Raw genomic sequence first — 17,052 nt, 5'->3', positions numbered from 1 at the left:
GACATCAAACGAGATTGTTTTTCAAGACAAATAAATCCTTAAGTTGAAGGTCTCCCCCTCAGTTGAGTATCCCATGTCCACCATAAAGACTGCGAAGGCGATCAATGCACCTGTGCTGTTGATTACTGATAGCAAACCACATGGTCTGGAAAGTGCTGAAGAATATGTGCAATTGGATGAGATTTTTTAATTGCTATTTAATGTCGAATTGATGGTGTCACAAAAACAAGGATATGCAAGAGCAAAATCAATGGATGGAAAAAATGTATTCAACAAATGGAGAATTATTATGGATATAAAGATCATCGATTTTGAAAAAGAAATTGAAAAACTGAACTCTCCCAGACGCCCCCATGATATGGTATTTGTGGATGATTCGCTGCTTAGAGCAGTGCTGTGCGAAGGTGAAGGCAAGTGGTATGTCCACGACTATGACGAGTTCTTCATGCATTACAAAGGGGATGTGGTAATAGAATCTGACAATACCACAGCAGATCTATCCCTTGGCAGGGGCGTGCTGGTACCTGCAGGAGTGAGGCACAGGACCAATTCTAAAGAGCCTGCTGTCTTTCTGGTATTCAGGCACAAACAGACGGCCTGCATGCTGGCTTGAACCAATTTTTCAATTCTTTACTGATGCCAGGAGCCCATCAAATCCCAGGATCCAATCATTAAAGTCCATCACATAATCAACAGCACAGACTTTGCTGATATCCCGGCCATCCAATAATTCTTTTATATGAAATCCACCTTCAATAGTCTCAGAAACTGGCCCGAAAGGATTGAATCGCATCCCTTTTTTTCCATAAAACACATAATCGCACATGAGGAACACATCTTCAAAAAAGTAACAGACAAAGCCGGGTGTATGCCCGTCAATGTGATGGGCTTCTATCCCACCCTCTTCAAAGCTTTGCAGAAACGTGTTATCAAAGGGAAATCCCCTGCATATTTCGAACCGGGAATCAGCCTGGTGGATCCAAACCTTTGATGAAAAATACTCCCTGTACTGATTTGATGCCCCCAGAAAATGGAAATGGGTAAACAATATGTCATCCATTGGTGCCAGGGTTGTATCAAAACATGATGGGCAGTCCATCCAGAACGTCCTATCATCGCTTTTAATGCGATAAGCAGCATGTTCAAGGCCTAGTTTGGGAGATGAGTTCAGTCTTGATACATTTTTGGTGATAGGTATCTCGATCACGTGATACCTGGCAGAGCATTCCTCTGACGTAATGAATTTCGTTTTAGGAGCCCCGCAGAACGGACAGTGATCGGCCAGGTACCCTACCATGTTGTAGCCGCATACTGTGCATACATATTGCTCGTTCGAATTCAAGAACTGTACCTCAAAGGTACCGGATGCACCAGATATTAATCTTCCCTTTCCAGTTCCTGTATCACATCATTGACTGTAAGCTCACCCTTTGCCACCCTTTTTACCATTGGATATATGAATGAGCAATCATCCATGGCATTCCAGCGTGCTTCTCCCACTTTCCTGATCAAATCATTCATGACAGGACCGCAATGGGAACAATACTGTGTATCACTTTCATCTCCGCAAACTTCGCATTTCATATTTATAACCCCTTTAATAATAAATGAGAGATGAATATATATATATTTTTGTATCTGGATGGCTTCGGGACAAAATTTGCCAAAGATTTAAATATCATTGTATCCAAATTTACTGTATAAATTTAAAAAGTTATGAGTTAGAGGAGTGAAAAGAATGGTTTCCGTTGGACAAGAATTATTGAATGTACCTTTTGGTGAAATGATAAAAGAAATGGCCCTGGCAATAGCTGAAGGACAGATGGCACTTGACATGAACTCGGTTCAGGTAGCTCAGACTCTTGCGCAAACAGAACTTGCTGTTGGAAGCGTTGTAATGTATATTGAAGAGACTGTAGATGCTGATGGGAATGTTACGGCAACCGATGTAGTTACCAATGATGCACCTATGTCTTTACTTACCTATGGTCTTGAACCCAGGTTCTATGAATTCACTGAGTCGATCATTGAGGTAAAAATGGCCATTACCATGATGAGGGAAAGTTCGGCTGAGATAAAATACGGCAGTAAATTCTCATTATCCAGTACCAATAAAATAAGCGGTAGCTACAGTTCTGGCTGGCTGGCCAGTCTATTGTTTGGGAAGGGAAATGTAAAATTCGAAAACACCACTACTGTGGCATATTCATCAACCTTCGATGCTAAATATAACTCCAAGTATTCCTTTAAAGAAGAGGGCACAAGTCTGCTGCGTACCACATTAAAACCTGTACCACCGCCTTCAAGAGCAGTCCCCACTGTAAAGGTCAAAGAAACCACATAACGGTAATCTCCTTTCCCTTATTTTTTTTATGGAGATATAGGTGTGACTGAAAATAATACAAAAGTTATCGCAGAAGTATTGGTAAATCCCTTAGCAAAGATTATCACAGAAGTTGGGAAATCCATTTCTGAGACCCAGCAGGCAATGGATCGAAATTCCATTGACACCCAGCTTGCCATTGACAATGATGAGATACTAAGCCAATATGACATCCAGGCAAGCTGGCATCATATTCCTGAAGTAGAACTTGAACTCAAGATGGCACTCACAATGAAATATAAAGAGGAAAAGGATTCAAAGGGAGCTGTCCGTGGTTATCTGCCGAAATTATTTGCTGCACCAGTGAATGCATCATATAAGAACCTTCATGAATATGATGTAAATGGAGCAAGTATACTTAAAGCAAAATTTGTCTCAGTCCCACCTTCCAATCAAATTGTTCATGATTAACATAAGGTACGGATGATATGACGTTCATTATTAATCTTCGGCAAAACCTGGAAAATCTCAGGGTAGCGAAGGGAATTGAAGAATCAAGTCTCATAGAAGTGAGGGGGGCAATTGATCATGTGGAAGCTGAACTTCACAACAAAGATATCCAGATAACAGCCCTCACAGATAATTTCAACACGATCATTTCTGATAAAGTAGTTATCGAACTGGAGAAAAACGTCCTGTCAGATAAAATTGCCGGATTGTTAAAAGAAAAGGCAGAGCTTGAGAATAATATCCAGATACTCCAGAGGAACCGGGAAAAAATCCCCTCTAAAAGCCTTATAACTACATTCAGGCAGTCCCTGGATAGTATGGCCCATGAATTGAACGAGCCAGATTCAAAAGCAAATTACATTATCAGCAGCATGGATGTGAAACTCAGGACAAACCTTTCACTTCAGGATAATGAACTACAATTCCAGTTACCAAAACCTGACGATATCATCCCTCCTGAAAATCTCAGTACTATTGAATTCACCATCAGGTCAAGCCCGAAAGATGATCTTTCCGAATATCTTGAAGTCCCCGACCTTACCGGAATGACCACTGAGGAAGCCAAATATGCAATAAGCAATGCAGGTTTCAGGCAAGGTACAATCAGTGAAAAAGGTAGCAATTCACCCCAGGGTATGGTCATTGACCAGCTCCCTTCAGCTGGTTCATTAACCCTTCCAGACGCCCTTATAGATATAACGATCTCAAAGATAGTGTATGTGGAAATGCCCAATATCGTTGGACTGGATATTGATAGTGCTCAAGATATTCTGGCAAACAGCTGGCTTGAGGTGGGAGGAATTACTGAACAGGCATCAAAATCCACACCTGGAACGGTCCTGAACCAGAGTATTGAAGCGGGAACCACTTCAATTGTTGGTTCCCTTGTGGACATTGTAGTATCAGCAAAAAAGATCGTAGAAGTTCCAGGACTTGTTGGAAAAAAACTGGACATGGCACAATACCTGATAAGCTCAGCCAATCTTAAAATAGGAAATATTGTAAAGCAGGTCAGTGATGAAAAAGCAGATACAATTCTTAATCAGGATCCACAGGCAGGTATAAAGATCGTGGAAGGTGAACATGTAGACCTGATAGTCTCAACCACTGAAGCCCTGAAAGTCCCGGATGTTACCGGGAAAATTATCAACATGGCCAGGACCATGCTGGAAAGTAAGGAATTGAGAATTGGAAGGATTATAAAACGTAGCAGTACACTTAAAACAGGTATTATAATAGACCAGAATCCTGTCGCGGGTACAGATGCTGAACCGGGCATGCCTGTGGACCTGGTATTGGCAAGCCAGGACATTGAAATGATCGAAGGGATCGGTCCTGAAAGAGGCTCTAAAATAAGGGAAACAGGTATTCTTACCATCAAGGACCTTGCTGCTGCGGATGCCGAAACTGTAGGTGAGCTGGTGGGAAAAAGCACTGCAGATAAATTCATTTCCATGGCAAAACTTATTGACAATACATCCAAGCTTGGGAGTCTAGGGATTGAGAGGCAATCTGCCGAACTCCTTGTAAAAGCTGGCAGGATCGATTCGATTGATAAGCTAAAAAATGCTAATGCCGATGATCTGTATAATATCATGAAAGAAGCGATTGCTTCAGGTAAAGTCGAGGTTCCCGCGGATTACTCACTTAAGAAAGATGATGTGAAACGCTGGGTGGAATCAGCACAATAGAAAATCCTAAAACCATGGTTGTTGAAACCTTTTTGATAAGTCTGAATAACAGTGTATCTCAAACTGAAGTAGAACATATTCTTAAAATCCTTTCGAGTCTGGGAGGGAATGTCAACATGGTTGTTAGCAGGAATATCATAGCCAGTTTCGATAGTGCCCATGTGGATACTATCAGGAAAAGACCAGGTGTCAAATTGGTTGGTGGAATTAATTTCCGGGGGCATAAGGTGAAGAAGATTGTGAAACGGGAATCCTGAGAATAAAGCTGCATTAATTTTATTATATTCCCCCACTTATAGAACCATCCTATGACCTCTGATAATCTCACTATCACAGAAAAGATATTTTCAAGAACTACCGGCAAACCTGTAAGGGCCGGGGAGTTCGTCATGGCCTCCATAGACTGCGCCATGACCCACGACATTACAGGCCCCCTGGCAGTCCAGGGTTTCAGGGAGATCATGCAGGGCCAACCTGATCCCAAGGTCTGGGACCCTGACAAGATCGTGATCCTGTTCGACCACCAGGTACCTGCCGATTCCCTGAACGCCGCAGCAAACCACATCATGCTCAGGAAATTTGCAAAAGAACAGGGTATTACCAACTATGATGTCTTTGAAGGGGTCTGCCATCAGGTAGTGCCAGAGAAAGGCTGGATAAAGCCCGGATACCTGGCAGTGGGTAGCGACAGCCACACCTGCGCGTACGGGTCGCTGGGTGCCTTTGCTACAGGCGTTGGCAGTACCGATATGGCTGCAGTGCTGGCCACTGGCAAGCTGTGGTTCAAGGTTCCCCAGACCTTCAGGTTCGAAGTGAACGGAAAATTGTCAAAGCATGTGTACAGCAAGGACATCATCCTGCATCTGATAGAAGACGTAGGTGCGGAAGGGGCCAGGTACATGGCAGCAGAATACGGCGGGGAAGCCATTCAAAATCTTGATATCAGCCAGCGCATGACCATCAGCAACATGGCCATCGAGATGGGCGGCAAGGCAGGTATTATCGAGCCTGATGAGGTTACTGAAAATTATCTCAAGGAGCGCATCCCTGGCTTTACCCTTGACCCGAATTGGAAGAGCGACGAGGATTGTGAGTATGCCCGGTACCGCGATTACAATGTTTCAGACCTGCCCCCACAGGTAGCGTGTCCCCATAATGTGGATAATGTAAAATCCGTGGAAGAAGTGGAAGGCACCCACATAGACCAGGTATTAGTAGGATCATGCACCAACGGCCGCTTCGAAGATATCAAGATCGTGGCAGACATCATGGGTGACGAACCTGTGGCAAGAGGCGTTCGCTTGCTTGTCATCCCTGCATCCCGGACAGAATACATGAAAGTACTGCGAGCAGGACTTGTGGAGCAATTCATGGAAGCAGGTGCTATTGTGGAAAGCCCGTGCTGCGGGCCCTGCATGGGCGGCAGCTTCGGTCTTTTGGGTGACGGCGAGGTGGGCCTGGCCACATCCAACCGCAACTTCCAGGGCAGGCAGGGCAGTGCCAAAGCCTTCGTCTATCTTTCATCACCGGCCACAGCCGGAGCTTCGGCTCTGACAGGCGAGATCACAGATCCGAGAAAAGTTTAACCGGTTGCTACTGGTTTCAATGTTAGGAAGAAATATGAAAATCTATATTGACGGAAGAGATGGAAAAACGGGTGGCATGGCATTGTATGTTGCACTCATTAAAATCAAATACTCAGATGTTTTACATCCGCCCGTATTTAAGTATGTGGACCACAAGTCCCATTCCGAAAAAACCGGCTATTAAAAAGCCAAATAAACCGAGTACCGGCATACCCCAGATATACGGTTCCATGCCAGTCTGGATTATCAGGGATGAACCTACAATAATCGCTGAAATAATCAGGCTAAATGACAATCGGTTGCTTGCAGTATCCATTTCCTTAACAATCCTGTCAAGTCCGTGTTGTTCGAACTTCACGTTCACATATCCTTTTTCAGCAGAGGAGAGGATATGCGATACTTGCGTTGGTACCTTATGCAATGTGCGGGTGAGGTTCCATATATCCTTAGATATGCCGACTGCTAGCGTTCTGGGACGCAGGCGGTCTGACATCATTTTCTTTGCATAAGGTTCTACAAGTACGGTTATATTGAAGTCAGGATCCATCTGGGTACCGAATCCGCTGATCGTGACCACACCTTTTGAAAGCAACGCAATGGATGCCGGAACTTTAGCCTGGTGTTTTCGTAGGAGACTAATCATTTCAACAGTCATGGCAGGTGCATCCAGTTGTTTTAAAGACCTGCCATAATATTTGGCCAGCAAGTATTCAAGGTCGGCAGTTAATGCTGTTATGTTAACTTCTTCCGTGATCACATCAAGATCTCTGAGTATCCCCACATATTGTTCAACGTCACCTTTGCTTGTTGCAATGAGTCCATCAATAAGTGCATTTCGAATCTTATTTGATAGATGTCCGACCATACCAAAATCTATCAATGCAATTTTCCCGTCATCCATTATGAACACATTTCCAGGATGCACATCGGCATGGAAGAAACCATCCTCAAATACCTGTTTGATAAAGGCTTTTGCACCGTATGTGGCAATCTGGTTCCGGTCAAGCCCTAACTCGTCTATCTTGTTAAAATCGTTACCTTTGATTCCTTTAATGTATTCAAGCGTAAGGATGCGTTCGCTACTGAAATCCCAGTATACTTCTGGAATATAGATATTGGGGTCATCTTTGAAATTGTTTGAAAACCGATCGATGTTGCGGGCTTCCCAGGTATAATCCAATTCGGCATGGATTGACCTTGAGAACTCATCAATGATCGCAACTGGTCTATAAAGTCTTACATCGTGGATATGTTCTTCAGCAAATCTGGCTATACTGTAAATAATATCCAGATCTGCCTCGATGATTGTCTTAATCCCGGGTCGTTGTACCTTGACCACAACATCTTTACCGTCATGAAATTTTGCGCGGTGAACCTGTCCGATTGATGCTGCTGCAATTGGCTCATGTCCGAATTCCCTGAATATTTCATCTATGGGTGCTCCCAGTTCTTCCTTTATCAAACTCTCGATGTCTTCAAAATCAAATGGCTGCACAGTATCCTGGAGTTTTTCGAACTCGTTTGCATATTCAATTGGAATAAGATCTGGCCGCATACTAAGAATCTGCCCGAGTTTTACGTAGGTGGGACCCAGTTCTTCAAGAACCAGTCGTGCCCGTTCAGGTCCGGTCAACTGAACACCTTTTGGTTCAGTATAACTTTTAAATCTCGTTTTTATGACTGATTTGAACGGCTTAAGCCCCATCTGGTCCACGAGATGTCCAAACTCATATTTGATGAGTATGTCAATGATTGTACCATACCGTTTTGCCATTTTATATCTACGAAGCTTTCTAAAAGGCACTTTTTTCTCCTACATATTTCGATGATGGGGCAAGTAGCAATAAATTAATGTAATTACCCGTTGATTTAAATTATGTGGCATACAGGATAAATACCACCTAATGTTTTTGTGGGTTTGGTTAAAAAAGTCAATATGTTCAAAATCCAAGTAGCGAGTTAACATATCCTATGCCAACCTTTGACTTGCGTGTAATGGATAACAGTAACATTGCAATATCAATTGCAACATTACTGTGACTGTAATAATTACTTTGAAAGTTTTTCTATTGCCTCTTCAAGCTTGTCAATCTTTCTCTCAAGACGTTCTATCTCTTCTTTTGTTTCAGTTTTAGCCTTGCTGAACGTTTCTTTCACTTTTTCGGAAATCCTTTTTTCGATTTCCTCTTTCTGTTTCTTCTGTTCGTCAATAAGTTCCCTTACGAATTTCTTACCTTCTTCCTTGTTAATCTCCCCTTTCTCAACAAGTTCTTTTGCGATTGCATTGATCTTTTCTTCAGTGAGTGCCCAGGCACCAATTCCAAAAAGACCCAATTTCCTGATAGTTTCAATCATATACAAAACCTCCTCTTTTATGTTAGATGTTTAATTATTAATATCTCTATGCATTTTCGCACGAATGGTCGTGTTATCCTAATAGTTCTTTATATATTCCAGCCAGTGATCCGGATGTCCTATTAATATCATGATGTTTCACAGCGGATTTATGAGCTTCCCCCCCCTAATCTGGCTGCAAAATCATCGACACATGTCCCCATCAGGCAGTTATGCCCGTGGGTAAGCCATTCTTTGAATACAGGCAGATCCCTTGTAACAATTGATCGGTTATTGGCTGCTGCTTCAACAATAGCAAGACCCTGAGTCTCATGTATGGAAGGAAAGAAGAATATATCACTGGCAGACAGAGCTGCCTTAACATCATGTGTATAACCTGTAAAGATCATATTCTCAGGTATATTCTTCATATCCCTGCCATCATTCCTGACAACAAAATTGTAAAGACTGTGTACATGCTGGTTCTTATAAAACATACTTCCAATAACATTTGTTAGTCCAGCGGTCTTGAAAACGTCTTCTCAATCTCAGTCCGGTACAATGTGTTATATGTACAGAACGGGATTACTCTTCCATCGGGTAGTGCATAATGCACCCCACAACGTTGCACCCGCTCAATATCCAGGTTATAGAGGTCCTGGAAGTGCATGATTCCTATGAGCATCATTTTTTCATGGAATACTTTAGTTGCTTTACCAGATCGATCAATTAGCAGGTTATAAAAATTCTTTGCAAAATCAATGTCCTTTGGAGCGTTTGAATCATCCACATGCTGTCTTATTCCTTTTGCAAGTTTTCTAATCCCTCTCCACCGTGCAACGGTTTTAAAGTATTGAACACCCCCTACCTCAAGTGCCAGCTCATCAAGATATTCAAAAAACCCTTCCACATCCACAAATCTTGTTACCGGGATCATATTCTTTTCATTATCCACATATAAATAAGTACCTGATCCGCAGTGGGGATGAACACTAAATTCAACATTTTCAATATCGGTCACAGCATTTGCGAAATGAGTCAATGGTACAATAAAAGGAACCGGATAGAAATCGTCACTCACGATCATACCATTTGTTTGTTCTTCGATATTATTCATCACTTCAGGTATTGTTATTCGCTGCTGTTCTCTTTTATCTGCATCGATACGACCAGTAAAAGAAAGTGGCTGAAAATTGACACCTTTTATAATATCTACATTATCAGCCGCAAACTGCACCATATCTCCCAGCTGGTGATCATTTACACCTTTGACTACAGTGGGTACAATATCTATGGGCATTTTAGCCTCTCTGCAATTTTTAATAGCTTTTAACTTCATCGGTAGGGCATTGAAACCCCTGGTTTCCATGTACGGTTCCGGAGTTACACCTCGAACTGAAGGTATACAGTCTTCAGTCCGGATTCAGACAAATTGCGGCAGTACTCAACACTTTCTGAAAGCTTTATACCATTAGTTGCCAGCTGTATATGTTTGAATCCCATTTCTTTTGCCATTTGAATTAGTCCAAACAGATCTGACCGCAGTGTGGGTTCGCCACCTGAGAATTGAATCGCAGTACATTTGACAGGTTCCTGGTTCCTGAGCACAGTCATCATATCATGGATTTGTTCAATTGTGGGTTCATACAGATAGCCTGCAGCAGCTGCATTGGCAAAACAGATGGGACAGCGCATGTTGCAGCGGTTAGTAACATCAATATTTGCAAGAATGGTTGTAGTCTTGTGCAAACCACATATACCGCAATCCTGGGGGCATCCTCTATTATCCGAAATAAAATGGTTTGCGATACCATTTCCATTATGAAGGTATTTATCAAAACGGTGGTATTGTCTGGAGTCCCCCCAATAGACATCCCTGAATGTTCCATGGTCTTTGCAGTTCTTTTCAATGTATGTCTTATTGTCCTTATCAAAAATTACCGCATCAATCAGATTATGGCATTCCGGGCAAATTGATTTTGTTTCCTTCATATTCACTTTCCTCATTAAACGTTATCAATGAATATTTGGTATATAAATTCTAAGACACTTATATATTATGTAATAATAATTAAAACAAATCTGTTGTTATTTTAATAACAAAAAGAATTAAATACTATTCAGGTATTGAAGTGTCGTATGAATTTGTCCATAAAAGACATCTACGAAAAAATCGGGATATTCATAGAAAAACGCACTTTGTTAATCCTTCTGGTAGCTTTTCTTTTAATATTTGCCTCATTCTACGGTGCCGGGAAAATCAGTACTGAATCTGGTACAGATACCTTTGTCGAAAAAACCTCGAAACTATACCAGGATTTTGATTATCTTTATAAACAAAATTTTGGTACCTCGGCAATAATCGTTCTTGTAGAATCAGATGACATTACAGACCCTGAAGTTCTGAAAGCCATGGATAGACTGGGAACATTGATGGAAGGAAAAAAAGATGTCAAAGGTACATTCAGCATTGTCACACTCATAAAAGATTTTGCATCCCAGCAGTACGGTCATTCCGATATACCCGAAGATAAACATACCATCCAACAGATTATTTCCCACACTCCTGAGGAATATCTTACCCAGTTGATGCCTGATGACCGCCATGCAATTGTCTTGATTGAAATGAGCGGGGATGTTACGACAGAGCATACGGAATGGGTGCTGTCAGAGACCAAAACTGCTGTTATCTGGGCTAATTTCCCGGCAGGCACATCCACAATCGTTACTGGTGAACCTGCTTTTATGATAGCAATGCAGGAAGAGATGAATAAAAGTATGGGTGCAATGCTTGCCATTTCAGGAATTCTGATGGTAGTAGCACTACTTATAGCATTCAGACATGTACGCTGGAAACTTCTCCCCTTACCCGTAGTCCTGATAGGAATCATATATACCTTCGGAGCTATGGGCTTTACAAATGTACCCATGACAATGGTGTCAATGGCAGTATTTCCTATCCTCATCGGTCTTGGTGTGGACTATGCCATCCAGTTCCATAATAGGGCAGAGGAGGAACTGGCACGGGGAGAAACCGCATCCGAGGCCATTATCGAGACCATAAAACATATGGGGCCAGCTGTGGGCACGGCGATAATTGCAACCAGCCTCGGTTTTGTGGCCCTGTTTATCTCACCGGTACCAATGATCAGGGATTTCGGAAAGATGAGCTTAATCGGTGTGGTTCAGTGCTACTTCGTGTCCATGTTTATACTGATGCCTGTGCTGTACCTGCTGGACAGCAGGGCAGAGAAAAAAATATTGAAAAAAGCCCGCCGCAATGGTGGTAACAGTAAAAACACAGTGAAAACTGAGAAAATTGCCAAAAATGGTGGTACCGATGGTTTCGGTCGATTTCTTGGCCGTTTTTCCATCACAATGGCAAAAAACCCGTTAATTGTGATTGGAATAGCGAGTTTGTTAACTATCGGGGGACTATATGCAGATGAGCATGTAGGAGTCCAGACTGATACTCAAAAATTCGTACCGCAGGATATGAAACCTTTATTAGATTTTGACAAATTGAATAATCTGATTGGTGGTTCGGATCAACTGAACATCATCATAAAAGCAGAGGATGTTACAGACCCTGCTGTCATACAATGGATGGACGATTTTGGCCGGAATGAAGTTGAAAAGCAAAAAGACATAATAAGTTCGGATAGTCTAGCTACTGCCATTACGTTAGCATACGGTTCAATTCCTCCCGACCCATCTGTTGTGAACAGCATTATGGACGGTTTGCCCGGTACTATTAAAGACCGATATGTGATGGGTGGAGATTTAGGAATCTTGAACTTGAAGATTGCCCCAAATCTCAGGATCGAACAGACTGCAGCATTGATTGAGAATGTCAAGAACGATATTGAATGGTATCCTCCACCTACGGGTGTGTCAACCACCGTTACCGGCCAGCAGGTTGCTATGACCTCTATCCTGGATGCACTAACATCAGGCAGGACTGCTACGGGATATCTGGGACTTACGTTGATCTTTTTTGGACTGCTTGTTATTTACAGGGACTGGATGAAGGCATTTGTACCAATCCTGCCGATCCTCATGGTTACGGGATGGTCAGGTGGTGTAATGTATCTTTTGGGAATGGAATATAATCCTCTAACTGCCACCCTTGGAGCACTTGTTCTCGGGATTGGGGCAGAGTTTACTATACTCATGATGGAGAGATATTTCGAAGAGCGTGAAAACGGGCTCCTCCCCATGGAAGCTATGGAAACAGCTTCATCAAAGATTGGACAGGCAATAATCGCCTCTGGTTTTACGGTAATATTAGGATTTTCAGCCCTCATTGTAACGCCTTTTCCAATGCTAAGCGATTTCGGTGTGGTTACCGTCATAGCTGTTGGATTTTCACTACTGAGTACTCTCATAGTCCTCCCTCCTATTATGGTGCAACTTGACATCTGGAGGTCGAAAAAGAATGTCAGAAAAAACTCCTCAACAATTAAAATTTAAAAAATAAATAAAATTATTAATAAAAAGGAAGATGAATAAATGAGATCAAGAAACGTACTACTCGCAATAATAACTGCTCTGCTGTTGTGCAATAATATTTTTAGTACATCAGCGGTACTGGATGAATATAATGTCTATGAGATCAGTGATGATTATTACAACGTGTTCGGCCAGCCACATATAACTGCTGTAATATCAGGTGACAATACATTCAAACGGGGAGACGAAGGTACCCTTTTTATTACACTGCTCAATGACGGTGAAACCTATGGCTTTGAAGCAGATGATGACCACCTGAAAAATGATATTGCTAATTACGGTTCAGAACTTGTAATGGGTCTTGCAACAAAGGAACTGAGTTTAGACCGTCAGGTTACAACCGCAAAATCCATGACAGGAAAACTGTCATTGGTGAATGCGGATACACCTCTGGAAATAAAAATAAATACTGTACTGATAGACTCGCTTCAGGAAGGGAAGTCCACAAAAGATCCACTTACCTTCCCGATCCGGATATATGATAATGCCAGGGCAGGTATCTATGAGCTTCGTCTTGATATCACATATACTTACCAGAAAGATTCAGCAGTGTCAGCTCCCTATGGTGAGACCTATTTCTGGAATGTAGAAGGAAACGAGACTGCAATACTTACTATCGAAATTGAAGAGCAACCATTCTTTGAGGTAACAGAAACTGCCTCAGATCTGACAGCAGGTGAAAGCGGGATGTTGAAAGTAACATATAAGAATGTGGGGGATGTTACAGCTTATGATGCGATTGCAAGAATCAGCACAGTGGACCCGTTCAGTACGACTGATGATCAGGCATACCTTGGAGATATGACACCAGGCGAGACAAGGACTGCACTATACAAGATCAATGTAGATGAAACAGCAACCGCAAAAAGTTATGCAATAAATAATGAAATCAAATATGAGGATGAACACGGAGATATCCAGTATTCGAAAGCTTTGAAGGCTAATGTTAATGTTAAACCGGCAGTCCCTTTTAGCGATAAGGTAAAAGAGAGCCCGGTTGTTTTAATATTGATAGTTCTTGGAATTATAGGGGCACCGACATATTTGTATATTAAACGGAAAAAAATAACAACATAATGACATATGGGACAAATAGTGGTTTAATGAATGATCTAATTGAAACTCTTCGGAAACTGGGTATGACCGATTATGAAGCTAAAGCGATGGCTGCAATAACGAAAGTCGGCAGTGGGACTGCTGCAGACATCCATGTCCTGTCCGGAATACCCAGGTCTGCAGTATATGGTGTGCTGACAAAGCTCAATGAGAAGGGGATCATTGAGGTCCAGCACACCAAACCCATGAAATTCAGGGCTGTATCACCTGCAAGAGCATTTGAAAAACTTAAAGATGACTATGAAGCCGAAAGCCAGAAAGCCCTTGAAATGATGGATAATATTTACAGGACCTATGAAGCAGATTTAAAAGAAGAGATTGTCTGGACCATCAATGGCGTAAAAAACGTCAATGAGCGGATGATAAAAATGATAGAAAATGCCAAATCCGAGATTATTTTTGCAGCCTCCTATCCTTCTTTTCACAAGATTATAGAGACCTATCCAATTCTTAACAAAGTGAAACAGGCAATTCAGAATAGCTTAAAAAAGGGTGTGACGGTAAAAATTACAGGCAATACACATAAAGATGCCAGCATAATTGCAAATGAACTCCCTGGTGCTGAGATTAGAACATATAGCAGTAAAATAAAAACTACCCCTATAAATGGTGGAATAGTGGTAATAGATGATAGCGAGGTTTTAATTGCCATTATCAGAGATGAAAATGGAAAAGAGGATTTAACTGCTATATGGTCAAATGGAAAAGAGGTTATTTCAATTTTCAAGCATTTTGCTGAAGCCGAATGGAGAGCATGCATACTCCCGAAATAAGTGAAGATGAAATAATGGAAGAAGTCCCTATACACCGTGTTTTTATAGTACTATTTGTTTCAGTTTTTGCAGCAATGCTGGGATAGTGTCACAGGCAACCACAAAAGCTCTTACACTATCAACTTTTGGTACAGACCTCTCTAAACAATCGGTGTATGATTCACTGCTGCGCACCCTGTCAAAGGATACATATGATCTTGTCAATGCAATATCATATTTCCTATCTGGGAAATCTATGAAAGAGACATCTGTTCACAGGATGCTGACCGGCAGTAGTTTCATACACGACAGTGTTACACAGGAGCATTTTAAAAGTGGGGTGGGACTGAAAGAAATGCCGCAACATACTGAATCTATTCTTCATTCCGTATTAGGCTCCAATCTTTATCCATCATTGGGGTTAAGATTGTCGGGGATATTGGAATCATCAATTCAGATCAAAAGCACTATTCCAAACCCGTTTGCATCGATCAGTAGGTTTATAATTAATAGTGATACTGCCCAAGCTCAAGGGTATCCGCGTAAAGGGCTCAAATCGGTGTTAAATGCTGTTCTCTTCTCACTTCCGGAAACGGTTGAGCTACACAGACTCAGTGTGAGGTAAAACACATCCTCACAAATGAGGGGAAGGTCATAGGTGTAGAAGCGGACCAGGCTTACTATGCCGATCTTGTGATCTATACAGGTTTTGCAAAGAACCTGCCTGATATTGTTGAAGACTTGCCAAGATCTTATGTTAACTATCTTGGCGGAATTGTCCAGACCAAGAACCTGACCATCAGGTTAGGTCTTGACAGGAAGATGGACGTGTTCAACTATATGGGTTCTGAGATATGGTTCAAAGACACCCCATACTGAGGAATGCCGATAAGTAATTTCGACTCATCTCTTGCACCAAAGGGAAAACATCTCGTAAGGTTCGGGTTTGTGATGGATGAGAACAAATCTGAAGATTCCGTAATACAGAATGCGTATGATACTGTTTACCGTGCCCTGCCATCCATAGAAAAACATGTTGAGATGCAGCATGAACAGATCACAATTCCTAAAAAAGCGGCTGTCAGCATTAATGGAACAATCGCAGATATAAGGACATCAAGCAGTATGCTGCATGTTTGGATTTATTAGTTATGTCCTCCATGGCTTTTACGAGTTTAGTAAGGTGCTGATTTTGATTAAAAACAGTGGTTTTCATAGAATTTGGATGATAAAATTTAAACTGTTGAATGGTTTTTCCTGACAAAATTGCATAGTTTTGGACCAGGGAAGCTTCATAATCTTCAAAAAAGACTACCATCTGTCAAACTTGGAATCCAATATCTCGCATGCGTTTTGAGGGGATAATTTTTATTAAGTCGGGTCACTCACGTATGCCAATATATTCACGAAGGTCTGCAATACCGAGTTTGTTTTTAATCTTATCGACAATTGTAGAATCGATTTTTCTTCCAATATCAAGTTGGGCATAGTAGTATATAGTTCCAATAAGTCCCATATTTTCAAGCCGCCTGGATGAATTTATAACCGTGATATCCTTGTAATATCTCAATTCACCTTCCTTGCAGATCCGCCTGCTAAAATCCACATCTTCAAGTAAGACATTACGGTAGCCTCCACATTTAAAGTAAGAATCTTTGCGCACGCATGTGATGAATCCTGGAAGTGTTGTCGTGAAAAGTTTGTCCCGCATTTCAAAATAATGGTTCGAAACCTGTTGTGCGAGCTTCAACTGCTGCGACTGTTCAGAGAAATCGAAATGTGTCGAAAAGGCAACAACACCAGGGTTGTTCATGAACCGATCATACATCCAGGCAAGAAAATAGCTAGGCAGTATCGTATCTGAGTCAACAAACACGAAGTACTTGCTGCTATCAGATGCCTTCAATGCACCAAAGTGTCTGCCATATCCTATACCAACCTCTTTGCAGTGAATCACCTTATCAGTGTAGAGTTTTGCAATTCCAATGGTGCCATCATCACTGCCGCCGTCTGATACAATTATTTCATATGGGACATTAGTATTCTGGTTTATCAGTGCTTTAAGTGTTGTATCCAGATATTTTTCTTCGTTAAGTGTGGGTATTATGATAGATATTTCAGTTTGCATCATTAACAACCATTTAGCGATTATCCATAAAGGTTTGGTTTAGAAGAGACAGTTACATTACATGTTGACACTATCAAACTAACCGCGAATGAACACAGAT

At 41.7% G+C, this 17,052-nt stretch carries 18 protein-coding genes and 1 pseudogene; 12 read left to right on the top strand and 7 right to left on the bottom strand.

Features of this window, described 5'->3' with window-relative positions; genetic code table 11:
- Positions 1-289 precede the first annotated feature (289 nt).
- A complete protein-coding gene (locus tag IBX40_04550) occupies positions 290-613 on the top strand; it encodes a cupin domain-containing protein (GenBank protein MBE0523588.1) in 324 nt (107 codons plus the stop codon).
- Between the two features lie 9 nt (positions 614-622).
- Here the strand turns inward: IBX40_04550 and IBX40_04545 are convergent, their stop codons facing one another.
- Positions 623-1,297 carry an MBL fold metallo-hydrolase gene (locus IBX40_04545; protein MBE0523587.1) on the bottom strand — a complete coding sequence of 225 codons (675 nt, stop codon included), beginning with the start codon at positions 1,295-1,297 and terminating at the stop codon, positions 623-625.
- Positions 1,298-1,377: 80 nt separating this feature from the next.
- Positions 1,378-1,584 (bottom strand): hypothetical protein, encoded by a 207-nt coding sequence (locus tag IBX40_04540; protein MBE0523586.1) that lies wholly within the window; start codon positions 1,582-1,584, stop codon positions 1,378-1,380.
- A 199-nt stretch (positions 1,585-1,783) separates the two neighbouring features.
- On the opposite strand from IBX40_04540, the gene IBX40_04535 reads away from it, so the two are divergent.
- The 5 genes from IBX40_04535 (at position 1,784) to IBX40_04515 (ending at position 6,110) form a co-directional block, all read left to right on the top strand.
- A complete protein-coding gene (locus IBX40_04535) occupies positions 1,784-2,344 on the top strand; it encodes a hypothetical protein (protein MBE0523585.1) in 561 nt (186 codons plus the stop codon).
- Positions 2,345-2,386: 42 nt separating this feature from the next.
- Positions 2,387-2,794, top strand: coding sequence for a hypothetical protein (locus IBX40_04530; protein MBE0523584.1), 408 nt, complete (start codon positions 2,387-2,389; stop codon positions 2,792-2,794).
- 17 nt (positions 2,795-2,811) lie between these two features.
- Positions 2,812-4,524, top strand: coding sequence for a DUF4332 domain-containing protein (locus IBX40_04525; protein MBE0523583.1), 1,713 nt, complete (start codon positions 2,812-2,814; stop codon positions 4,522-4,524).
- Between the two features lie 116 nt (positions 4,525-4,640).
- The gene (locus IBX40_04520) at positions 4,641-4,781 is read left to right on the top strand and encodes a hypothetical protein (GenBank protein MBE0523582.1); all 141 of its coding nucleotides are present in this window, start codon (positions 4,641-4,643) and stop codon (positions 4,779-4,781) included.
- Between the two features lie 51 nt (positions 4,782-4,832).
- Entirely contained in the window at positions 4,833-6,110 is a 1,278-nt protein-coding gene (locus tag IBX40_04515; protein MBE0523581.1) for a 3-isopropylmalate dehydratase large subunit, read from the top strand.
- Positions 6,111-6,231: 121 nt separating this feature from the next.
- On the opposite strand, the gene IBX40_04510 is transcribed toward IBX40_04515, so the two are convergent.
- From IBX40_04510 to IBX40_04495, 4 genes and pseudogenes are all read right to left on the bottom strand, one after another.
- Complete coding sequence (locus tag IBX40_04510; GenBank protein ID MBE0523580.1) at positions 6,232-7,884, bottom strand: AarF/ABC1/UbiB kinase family protein; 1,653 nt, start codon at positions 7,882-7,884, stop codon at positions 6,232-6,234.
- A gap of 275 nt (positions 7,885-8,159) precedes the next feature.
- Complete coding sequence (locus IBX40_04505) at positions 8,160-8,465, bottom strand: hypothetical protein (protein ID MBE0523579.1); 306 nt, start codon at positions 8,463-8,465, stop codon at positions 8,160-8,162.
- 149 nt (positions 8,466-8,614) lie between these two features.
- A complete protein-coding gene (locus IBX40_04500) occupies positions 8,615-8,941 on the bottom strand; it encodes a glycosyltransferase family 4 protein (GenBank protein MBE0523578.1) in 327 nt (108 codons plus the stop codon).
- A 17-nt stretch (positions 8,942-8,958) separates the two neighbouring features.
- Positions 8,959-10,436: pseudogene (locus tag IBX40_04495) on the bottom strand (radical SAM protein).
- Between the two features lie 207 nt (positions 10,437-10,643).
- Between IBX40_04495 and IBX40_04490 the strand changes: the two are divergent.
- The 6 genes from IBX40_04490 to IBX40_04465 all read left to right on the top strand — a co-directional run bounded on the left by IBX40_04490 (position 10,644) and on the right by IBX40_04465 (position 15,973).
- Entirely contained in the window at positions 10,644-12,917 is a 2,274-nt protein-coding gene (locus IBX40_04490; GenBank protein MBE0523577.1) for an RND family transporter, read from the top strand.
- Positions 12,918-12,956: 39 nt separating this feature from the next.
- Positions 12,957-14,033, top strand: a complete 1,077-nt coding sequence (locus IBX40_04485) for a hypothetical protein (protein ID MBE0523576.1) — start codon at positions 12,957-12,959, stop codon at positions 14,031-14,033.
- The gene (locus IBX40_04480; GenBank protein MBE0523575.1) at positions 14,033-14,845 is read left to right on the top strand and encodes a TrmB family transcriptional regulator; all 813 of its coding nucleotides are present in this window, start codon (positions 14,033-14,035) and stop codon (positions 14,843-14,845) included. The genes IBX40_04485 and IBX40_04480 overlap by 1 nt, the downstream gene beginning before the upstream one ends.
- A gap of 85 nt (positions 14,846-14,930) precedes the next feature.
- Positions 14,931-15,449, top strand: coding sequence for a hypothetical protein (locus IBX40_04475; protein ID MBE0523574.1), 519 nt, complete (start codon positions 14,931-14,933; stop codon positions 15,447-15,449).
- Between the two features lie 68 nt (positions 15,450-15,517).
- Positions 15,518-15,703 (top strand): hypothetical protein, encoded by a 186-nt coding sequence (locus IBX40_04470; protein MBE0523573.1) that lies wholly within the window; start codon positions 15,518-15,520, stop codon positions 15,701-15,703.
- Between the two features lie 3 nt (positions 15,704-15,706).
- Positions 15,707-15,973, top strand: coding sequence for a hypothetical protein (locus tag IBX40_04465; GenBank protein ID MBE0523572.1), 267 nt, complete (start codon positions 15,707-15,709; stop codon positions 15,971-15,973).
- A 232-nt stretch (positions 15,974-16,205) separates the two neighbouring features.
- Here the strand turns inward: IBX40_04465 and IBX40_04460 are convergent, their stop codons facing one another.
- Positions 16,206-16,955 carry a glycosyltransferase gene (locus IBX40_04460; protein MBE0523571.1) on the bottom strand — a complete coding sequence of 250 codons (750 nt, stop codon included), beginning with the start codon at positions 16,953-16,955 and terminating at the stop codon, positions 16,206-16,208.
- Positions 16,956-17,052 lie beyond the last annotated feature (97 nt).

This window comes from Methanosarcinales archaeon (genome assembly GCA_014859725.1).
Taxonomy (GTDB): domain Archaea; phylum Halobacteriota; class Methanosarcinia; order Methanosarcinales; family Methanocomedenaceae; genus Kmv04.
The sequence above is the reverse complement of the archived record's forward strand: the minus strand, read 5'-3'. Positions and strand labels throughout refer to the sequence as shown.